Origin of the sequence: Ruminococcus sp. AM43-6, from assembly GCF_003461785.1 — a bacterium.
In the GTDB taxonomy this organism is placed as follows: domain Bacteria; phylum Bacillota; class Clostridia; order Oscillospirales; family Ruminococcaceae; genus Hominimerdicola; species Hominimerdicola aceti.
The window spans coordinates 70,330-80,104 of sequence record NZ_QTXU01000013.1; the positions used below are offsets into that span (position 1 = coordinate 70,330).

The 9,775-nt window shown below is 39.9% G+C and carries 6 protein-coding genes and 1 CRISPR repeat array; of the genes, 2 read left to right on the plus strand and 4 right to left on the minus strand.

The features are described from left to right. Window positions 1–10 precede the first annotated feature (10 nt). Together gltS and DW938_RS08615 are read left to right on the plus strand one after the other, a co-directional pair. The gene (gltS, locus tag DW938_RS08610) at window positions 11–1,183 is read left to right on the plus strand and encodes a sodium/glutamate symporter (protein ID WP_118124512.1); all 1,173 of its coding nucleotides are present in this window, start codon (window positions 11–13) and stop codon (window positions 1,181–1,183) included. Between the two features lie 14 nt (window positions 1,184–1,197). Further along, a complete protein-coding gene (locus DW938_RS08615) occupies window positions 1,198–1,377 on the plus strand; it encodes a hypothetical protein (protein WP_117897284.1) in 180 nt (59 codons plus the stop codon). Window positions 1,378–1,418: 41 nt separating this feature from the next. On the opposite strand, the gene DW938_RS08620 is transcribed toward DW938_RS08615, so the two are convergent. From DW938_RS08620 to DW938_RS08645, 4 genes are all read right to left on the minus strand, one after another. After that, complete coding sequence (locus tag DW938_RS08620; protein ID WP_118124504.1) at window positions 1,419–3,977, minus strand: TetM/TetW/TetO/TetS family tetracycline resistance ribosomal protection protein; 2,559 nt, start codon at window positions 3,975–3,977, stop codon at window positions 1,419–1,421. A 16-nt stretch (window positions 3,978–3,993) separates the two neighbouring features. Then, window positions 3,994–4,461, minus strand: a complete 468-nt coding sequence (locus DW938_RS08625) for a GNAT family N-acetyltransferase (RefSeq protein ID WP_242992462.1) — start codon at window positions 4,459–4,461, stop codon at window positions 3,994–3,996. 304 nt (window positions 4,462–4,765) lie between these two features. Beyond that, entirely contained in the window at window positions 4,766–5,335 is a 570-nt protein-coding gene (locus DW938_RS08630; RefSeq protein WP_118124506.1) for a flavin reductase family protein, read from the minus strand. Between the two features lie 1,038 nt (window positions 5,336–6,373). Then, window positions 6,374–7,717, minus strand: a complete 1,344-nt coding sequence (locus tag DW938_RS08645) for an MATE family efflux transporter (protein ID WP_118124508.1) — start codon at window positions 7,715–7,717, stop codon at window positions 6,374–6,376. A gap of 198 nt (window positions 7,718–7,915) precedes the next feature. Further along, window positions 7,916–9,602: a CRISPR direct-repeat array (repeat unit 36 nt; unit sequence GTTTTACTACCCTATAAAATTACACTACTCTCAAAC). The last annotated feature ends 173 nt before the right edge of the window (window positions 9,603–9,775 follow it).

The window sequence follows — 9,775 nt, forward strand, 5'->3', positions numbered from 1 at the left end:
AAATGTGGATATGTATCAAACTCTTGCGGTGGCAGTAGGAGTCTTGTATTTAGGGGGATTTCTCAAAAAGAAAGTCAGATTTCTTGAAACCTTCTGTATTCCCTCTCCTGTCATCGGCGGAATTATTTTTGCTATCATATCATGTATTCTTCACGTCGCAGGAATAGTCGAATTTCAGTTTGATGAAACGCTAAAAACAGTTTGCATGGTCATGTTCTTCACTTCTGTTGGCTTTCAGGCAAACATTAAAGTTTTGAAAGCAGGAGGCAAAAGTCTTATTGTATTTTTATTATGCCTGATAGTGCTGATATTTGCGCAGAATGCGGTTGCCGTAGGACTTTCAAAGCTATTGGGAGTAAGCTCGCTGGTAGGTATGTGTACAGGATCTATCCCTATGGTAGGCGGTCACGGAACGTCAGGTGCTTTTGGCACAGTGCTTGAGGACCTTGGTCAGCAAGGAGCAACAAGCCTCTGCACAGCAGCGGCTACTTTTGGATTGATTATAGGCTCTGTAATGGGCGGACCTATCGGCAGAAAGCTTATAATCAAACACGATCTGCTGAAAACTGTTATTCCTGAGGACGACTCTATACTTGTCGAGGACGAACAAAAACATCACCGCTCTGTAAGTATGTATGCACCTGCAGCTTATCAGCTTGCGATAGCAATGGGAATAGGCACGTTTGTATCATGGGTGCTTTCATATTCCGGCATGACCTTTCCTGTGTATATCGGATCAATGATCGTTGCAGCATTTATGAGAAACATCGGTGAATACAGCGGTAAAATACACATACACATGGGTGAAATAAATGATATTGGTGGTATTTGTCTTTCACTTTTTCTCGGAATAGCCATGATAACATTGAAACTCTGGCAGCTTGCCGAGCTTGCATTACCTATGATAATCATGCTTGTTGCACAGGTGCTTCTTATGGCAATGTTCTCATACTTTATCGTATATAATGTAATGGGCAGAAACTATGATGCGGCAGTGCTTGCGGCAGGAACTTGCGGCTTCGGAATGGGTGCAACGCCAAACGCTATGGCTAATATGCAGGCTTTAACAGCAAAATTTGCCCCTTCAATAAAGGCTTATATGCTTGTTCCTATTGTTGGAAGTATGTTTGCCGATTTTATAAACAGCCTTGTTATAACAGGATTTATCAACTTTATTAATTAACGGAGGAAAAGAATATGAACAAAAAGAACAAACATCTTGACTGTTATACAGATAACCTTGCTTTTCCAGAAGTTCACGTTGAAGATGTAAAAACCGAGAATGATGAAAACGAAAATAATAGTGAATCAGGCGTAATATTCGACAACTTAGCGATACCTGAAATAAAAATAAAGTCCAAGAAAAGGAAGAAATAACGAAAACCGATTTTCTGGTTATTTTCAGAAAATCGGTTTTTTTATTTCATATTGGCGATATATTCTCTTATCTCTTTTTCCACACGCATAACGTCCTCGTGAAGCTCCTGAGCTGACATTCTGAAAGCGCCGCTGCCCATGATTATGACCTGCTCCATGCCGTCAGATGTGGCGACCCTTACCTTATGCTCTCGGCTGAGCTTGTGGGCAGTGCGTTCGATATAAGTGTCAGCCGTTTCGGCTTCTTTGGTGTAAACTATACTGATATTGTGGTAATTTTCCACTACACGCTCCTGCTCTTTGACCTTGTATGCGTCAAAGACGAGTATCAGCTCACATTGCTTGTATCCCTGATAGTTGCAAAGCCTGTTCACAAGCATACTTCGTGCAAGGTCAAGGCTCTCGTTGGCAGCCTTTTTCAGCTCGTCCCAAGAGAAAATTATGTTATAGCCGTCAACCAGCAAATATTCCACGCCTGAGTATATCTGCTTCGGCTTTGACGCTGACTTTACAGATTTTTCAGGTCTGCGCATCGCATAGTACTTATCACGTTCTATCTTTCCGTAAGTGCGCTCAAATATCTCCATAAGCTCCTTATCACTTGCTGCACGTCTTACAAAATCTTCGGCACGAGCGTATGTCTGTGGCTGAGAAACCTGCCTACGTTTGTCCTCTGGAGGTATATGAAGCTTATCAGAAACTTCGTTCCATTTGACATTGTAACCTGCGCCATGAGAGCAAAATACAGAATCTGCCGTATTTTCAAGATCTCTGTCAGGATCGTAGCCATATTCTTCAAGCACAACTTCTGTATTATGACATTCACGGTAACCGTCAGAAGTGCATATCAGCTTTCCAACGCCCTTGGTGTAGCTTATGACCTGCGACTGATAGCCTCGCATTTCCGCCACCGGTGCGCTTCCCTTTATAACGGAAAATTCGCCCGATACCTCCGGCTGTGAGAAAACTCCGCCCATGTTCTGTATATCTGTTATAGCACGTCCCACGTTCTGCTGTGGCACTTCAAGTGTGAAGCTGTAATAAGGCTCAAGAAGAACGGACTTTGCGTTTCTAAGTCCCTGTCTGACGGCACGATATGTTGCTTGACGGAAGTCGCCGCCCTCAGTGTGTTTAAGGTGCGCTCTTCCCGAAACGAGCGTTATTTTCATATCTGTAATAGGAGAGCCTGTGAGAACGCCAAGATACTTTTTCTCCTGCAAATGGGTAAGGATAAGTCTTTGCCAGTTTTTGTCCAGCGTATCTTCACTGCATTCCGTTGCAAAACGCAGACCCTTGCCACGCTCCAGCGGCTCAAGCTTCAAATGCACCTCAGCATAATGCCTGAGCGGCTCATAGTGACCATAGCCGTAAACCGTTTTCTCAATAGTTTCTTTGTATGCAATGCTTCCCTCGCCAAAATCAATGTCGATATCAAAGCGCCGCTTGAAAATGCTTTTCAGTATTTCAAGCTGCACCTCGCCCATTATGCTGACATGTATTTCGCCAAGCTGTTCATTCCAATCGACGTGAAGCTGTGGATCTTCATTTTCAAGCACACGGAAATACGACAGCAGAGTGTGCATATCCAAATCACACACAGGCTCGACACGATAGGTAAGAACAGGCTCCAACAGTGGTTTTGCAGAATCCTGCTCAAAACCAAACCCCTGCCCTGCATAGGTTTTAGTCAACCCTTCAACAGCGCAAACAACGCCAGTTTCAGCGTTATCCGTATTACGATATTTTGCCCCTGAATATATTCTTATCCTGCTGACCTTTTCTGAGAAGCTTTCACCGTCAGCCGATGTATAATCTACTAGATCTCTAACCTTAAGACAGCCACCTGTTATCTTCATAAAAGTTAGACGTGAGCCACCGTCCTCTGAAATTTTATACACTTTTGCACCAAAAGTACCGCTGTCATATACACACGGTGCAAGCTCTGCAAGGGCGTTCATAAATTTTTCTATGCCCTGCGATTTTAAAGCTGAGCCGAAAAAGCATGGAAATACTTTTCTATGAGCCACGGAATCTGACAGTATCTTGTCAGACATTGATCCCGTTTCAAGAAACTCATTCATAATATTTTCATCAAAAAGGGCGCAATCCTCTGCGACTTCGGACTTCATACGGCAGAAATCCACAAATCCACTGCCAAGACGACCTTCTAAACTGTTCATGACGAAGGTTTTATCAGCACCGTCCAAGTCCATTTTGTTCACAAAAACAAAGGTTGGGACGTTATAACGCTTTAACAGCCTCCAAAGAGTTTGGGTATGGCTCTGCACACCGTCAGTGCCGCTTATAACAAGCACAGCAAGATCAAGCACCTGTAATGCACGCTCAGTTTCCGCTGAAAAATCAACATGACCAGGTGTGTCAAGCAAGGTGAAAGATGTGTTTTTATATTCAAATTCTGCGGGTTTTGAGAAAACAGTTATACCTCTGTTTTTTTCAATCATATCCGTGTCAAGAAAAGCGTCGCCGTGGTCTACACGTCCGACCTTTCTTATTTTGCCCGACAAATAAAGCATTGCTTCCGAAAGCGTCGTCTTGCCTGAGTCGACGTGGGCAATTATGCCTATTACTGTTTTTTTCATATTTTCTTCCTATTTGCTAAATTTCAATGTACTCCATTTCATTCTTCATTTGCACAAATCCAAACTTTTCATATAAAGGTCTGCCCATTTCTGTCGCTTCCAGAGAAATAGAAGTAATACCTCTTTTCTTTGCATCTTCTACCAGTAATGCCAGCGTCCTTATGGCGATACCATTTCTGCGATATAATGGCTCCGTATACATATTCATAATATATGCTTTCTTACCACTTGGATTGTGATAGGTAGGCATCACCTGGTAATAACTAACTCCACCTGCACCAACAAATTTATTGTCCTCAAAAACTATATATGCTGTGTGAGTATCATTCTGAAAGGCTTCTTTATAATACTCGTAAGTTTTTCTTTCTACTTCATCCATATCAATATCTGACGTTAGATTATTAGCTGCCCGCAAAACTTCTATTCTTGTTTTGGTTAGCAGAACTATATCGTCTATCGTTGCTTTTTTATATATAATATTCAAACCAATCATCCTCTCAATTAAACAAAAGCACAGGTACATATTTCCGCGAAAGTTTAATTTTTATCATAAAACCAAACTTTTTTCGACAGTAAGCAGACAGTCTCCATATGGCTCGGTTGTTCAACGAAAAACATACTCAACCCTTATTGTACGATGAAATGGTGGAACGCACTTTTCCCCTTGAAATCTAGGGTTTCGAGTCTGTGATAACCTTGAATTATCCTATAATTTGTATAGCCAAACAGGGTAAAGCTCTGTTCCTTAAACTTCATTTTTAATGTCATCCCTACAAACTGGAATTTGTCTATTTTGAAAAATCACCTATTTTGCCAAGTAATTTTCCAATACTATGATACATTCCCGAATAAATTACAGGTTCTAATTTCGTAAGATCCACATCAAGTGTATCTCTACATTCCATCTGTTCTTCTATTTGAATATTCCTTATTCTGCAGAAAAAGGTTGTTGATTCTCCAATTTCAATTGATTGAACTACTTCACATTCATATATCCACCTACTCGCCTCCAAAACAGGAACATCCACAATCTCTCCCCTACCAACATCATATGAAATTTCATCCTTCTTCCCATCCTTCGCATGATGTGTGCCAAAATAATCCATAAGTTCGATCATGTCTGTGCTAACAAGATTAACGCTTAAAACACCAGTTCTAATTACATTCTGTTTGGTCCTTTTAGTACCAAACATACTGATAATTAATAAATAGTCATTCTCTTTCTCATTGGTTATGCTAACCCATGTAATTGGAGCAAAGTTATGCGTTCCATCTTCATTGTTTGTACCAATAATAAAAGCAGGCTGAACACACATTGAAAAGTGTGTTCCTATTGATTTTCGCTTTATAACTTTCAACTAATCCTACCTCCTCAAATTCCGATTTATCTTTCTAATCAACTACACGCCAACTTCTTTAAAATATTAACATAATATTTAAACTCATTCAAGGAACTCAAATAAACACACAAGTGGAACACCTCAAATTAAGTTTAGAAAAAGCTGATTAATGCGAGGCATTCGTTTCGCCGTTTTGAGCAACGCTCGAAAATACGTCACTGAGAGGACTGTGAAAAAACGGCAGAAACGATTTATTCAGCGTTTCCTTTGTTTATTTGAAATTGCAATATAACTGCATATAGAAATCAGGAAACTTATACAGTACAAAACAACCGCTCCAAAACTAAACAATACTTCTCCCAAATAAGTTAGTCCTGGCATAAATCCATATCCAGGAAGATTATTATAGTAAATCATCAGTCCTATGGATATAAGCAGCGGAATTAGTTCTGCCGAAAACAATATCCGCCAAAGTTTTTTTGTTTTCTTGCGAATGGTTATCACAAATAATATTATTTGAAATATAAAAATTACTATATATGTAATCAGTAGGAACAGTGCCATTACTATTTTCCTCCGTAAATTCCGATTTGTCAATTTCATTAAATATGAATTTTATCTTTCTCCAGTGGATACAGATATGTAATCGGATTCTGTGCCGACTGATTCAACTTCAATCTGGCTATCGACTTTTTAATGTAGAACGATTCATTCTCATCCAACGGAAATCACTGCTCATATCTTTCATCCACAAAAAAATAATCTATTTTCAGTTTTCGGTGTAAGAACAATATCCTGTCTTGGAAGTCTGTCCTTTGCCTCTTTACATACAAACCACTCTGACGACTTATACACGGCAACAATCAAAGAGTTGTAAACACCGAAAACATACTCAACCCCTATTGTACGAGGAAATGGTGGAACGCACCTTTTCCATTAAAATCTAGTGGTTCGAGCCTGTGATAACCTTGAATTATCCTATAATTTGTATAGGCAAACAGGGTAAAGCTCTGTTCCTTAAACTTCATTTTTCATGTCATCCCCACAAGCTGGAATTTAACTAATGTATGCCATTTTATCAGTCGGCCATGATCTCCTAAGAGCCACATAGGAGATCAAAAAGTTTGCAAGCCAGCCAACTGGTATCGCAAGCCAGACAAAGGCAATGCCGAAACGTGGTGCACAGATCAGGGCAACGGACATACGAATCGCAAGATTCACTATGTTTGCAACGAGGAACGGACGCATAATTCCGAGACCGCGAAGAACTCCATCGGTTGCCATCTTGATACCCATGAAGATGAAAAAGTAACCAAGCCACCTCATATAATCACCTGACACCTGATAGGCAAACGCCGTTCCGTCTTTTCCTAAGAACAGTGATGAGATCTGCGTATGCAGCGCTTCAATGGTCACTAACGCAATGACCGCAAAGCACAGATCCAGTACCAGTGCAACATGGTAGCCTTTTTTGATACGATCAATTTTCTTTGCACCAAGGTTCTGAGAAACATACGGCGAAACCGCATTGCCGATGGATACAAAGATCAATGAAAAAACATTTTCCACCCTCATCGTTGCTGCATACCCAGCGAGTGCCTGTGTACCGAAAGGATTTACCACTGCCTGCACGATCATCATACCGATAGACACTGTGGACTGCTGCAAAACCGATGGTACCGCAATGCGAAGCATGGAATAGAGCTCCTGCCGGTCGAACCTGCTAAAGGAGCTCTTGTATTGCCGCATCCGAGACAGAAAGATCAAAAACGAAAACACAGCTGAAATCCCCTGTGCAATCAGGGTTGCAATAGCCGCACCGAACACACCGAGACCTAGCCCGGCTACCATCCAAAGATCCATTAAAATATTCAGTATGGACGAAAAAATCAGCAGTCCTAGCGGAATTTTGGATTCGCCGATTGAGGTGAACATGGTAGAAAGAATGTTATACATAAACAGAAACGGAAAGCCCACAAAATAGACCCGCAGATACAGTACTGCATCATCCAGTATGTCGGCAGGGGTTTGCAGTCCACTCATCAACGAGTTGGCGAAGAAAAAGCCAAAAACACCAAGGACTATACTTAGAAGCAAAAAGCTAATCAAGGAGGTTGACACGATTGTTTTCATTTTGCCATACTCCCTGGCTCCGAAATAACGGCTCACAAGCACACCGGCTCCGACACCGGCTCCCAGTGCCACACAAATGAACACATTGGTCAATGCTGCACATGCACCGACAGCTGCAAGTGCGGAAGAACCAACAAACTGACCGACAATAACAGAGTCGGCCATATTGTATATTTGCTGAAAGAAACTTCCAATAATCATTGGCATTGCAAAAACCGTCAACGCTTTGAAGGGCGTATCGGTTATCAAATACTCATCTTTCGACATTATCATATTCCTCCATGGTATCTTGTATCGTGATGTAATCGGATTCTGTGCCGACTGATTCAACTTTAATCCGGCTATCGACTTTCCAATGTAGAACGATTCATTCTCATCCAACGGAAATCACTGCTCATATCTTTCATCCACAAAAAAATAATCTATTTTCAGTTTTTGGTGTAAGAACAATATCCTGTCTTGGAAGTTATACTACCATATAAAATTACATTACTCTCAAACTTGCCATACTTATCAAGGGCGGCTTCCATGGTTTTACTACCCTATAAAATTACACTACTCTCAAACCTATGTTAGCCGTATTCGCCAAATTCACCAGTTTTACTACCCTATAAAATTACACTACTCTCAAACTGTATGTAGGAATGATATTGGAAAATGTTGGTTTTACTACCCTATAAAATTACACTACTCTCAAACATACGGACGGCTGACGGAAATCAACAAAAGGTTTTACTACCCTATAAAATTACACTACTCTCAAACTTAGCAATCACAAATTCTGTCGGTAAATAAGTTTTACTACCCTATAAAATTACACTACTCTCAAACCTGTTGAAATAGGCATAACGCATTGTTACAGTTTTACTACCCTATAAAATTACACTACTCTCAAACCAGGTGAAACGTCCCATTGGTATCTTTTCGGTTTTACTACCCTATAAAATTACACTACTCTCAAACACATTGCCGTCATACTTATCTGCTGAAATAGTTTTACTACCCTATAAAATTACACTACTCTCAAACTCGTCCAGCTTGTTGCCACCTAGCTTTGCGGTTTTACTACCCTATAAAATTACACTACTCTCAAACAACTAGCGAACCCAATCGTAACCGACATTTGTTTTACTACCCTATAAAATTACACTACTCTCAAACTCCCATGCAGACGTTCAGATAGTACGACTTGTTTTACTACCCTATAAAATTACACTACTCTCAAACCAATGGTCAGTTTAACAGCACTACATACAAGTTTTACTACCCTATAAAATTACACTACTCTCAAACGTCAGCAAACTGGCAAAACAGGTCGCTGATGTTTTACTACCCTATAAAATTACACTACTCTCAAACACACGAACATATGTTCTTGTCAAGTGGGAAGTTTTACTACCCTATAAAATTACACTACTCTCAAACCACTAGGAAAATCGACGTAGAATTAGAAACGTTTTACTACCCTATAAAATTACACTACTCTCAAACGTCGTACTGTAGGCTATGCGTGCGAACAAAGTTTTACTACCCTATAAAATTACACTACTCTCAAACACGGGTGTTGACTTTAACGGAATTTACGGCGTTTTACTACCCTATAAAATTACACTACTCTCAAACAGATATACAGGCTTCACGAGCTTGGAATGAGTTTTACTACCCTATAAAATTACACTACTCTCAAACGTTCCCAGAATTTCCTCTGTGAACGTCAGTGTTTTACTACCCTATAAAATTACACTACTCTCAAACTTTTGAAAGAAAGGCTGACAGTACTGTGCGGTTTTACTACCCTATAAAATTACACTACTCTCAAACACAGGTGTTGACTTTAACGGAATTTACGGCGTTTTACTACCCTATAAAATTACACTACTCTCAAACCTATATACTGATTGCGATAATACTCAACTAGTTTTACTACCCTATAAAATTACACTACTCTCAAACGGTAAGAGTTATACATACATGATATTTTACGTTTTACTACCCTATAAAATTACACTACTCTCAAACAAGAGGCAAGCGCAAGTTCCCCTAGTGTTGCGTTTTACTACCCTATAAAATTACACTACTCTCAAACACACATTTTTAAAATATCGTTTTTTGTTCCGTTTTACTACCCTATAAAATTACACTACTCTCAAACCTCAAATTTAAGATAATGACACTACTCATCAGTGCATTTTATATTAGGCAGTAATTATATTATAGCATACAAATATAAAAAGTCAACAAAATTCAGATAACGCACATATCCTTGTCTGTAGTGCTACAATAGATATTGGACAAAATTAAGAAAAAAGAAAAGAGAGATAGACA

Excerpts from the sequence above, each read along its gene's own strand:
- DW938_RS08645 (WP_118124508.1), bottom strand. The coding sequence starts at position 7,717 with ATGTCGAAAGATGAGTATTTGATAACCGATACGCCCTTCAAAGCGTTG.
- gltS (WP_118124512.1), top strand. The coding sequence starts at position 11 with ATGTATCAAACTCTTGCGGTGGCAGTAGGAGTCTTGTATTTAGGGGGA.
- DW938_RS08615 (WP_117897284.1), top strand. The coding sequence starts at position 1,198 with ATGAACAAAAAGAACAAACATCTTGACTGTTATACAGATAACCTTGCT.
- DW938_RS08620 (WP_118124504.1), bottom strand. The coding sequence starts at position 3,977 with ATGAAAAAAACAGTAATAGGCATAATTGCCCACGTCGACTCAGGCAAG.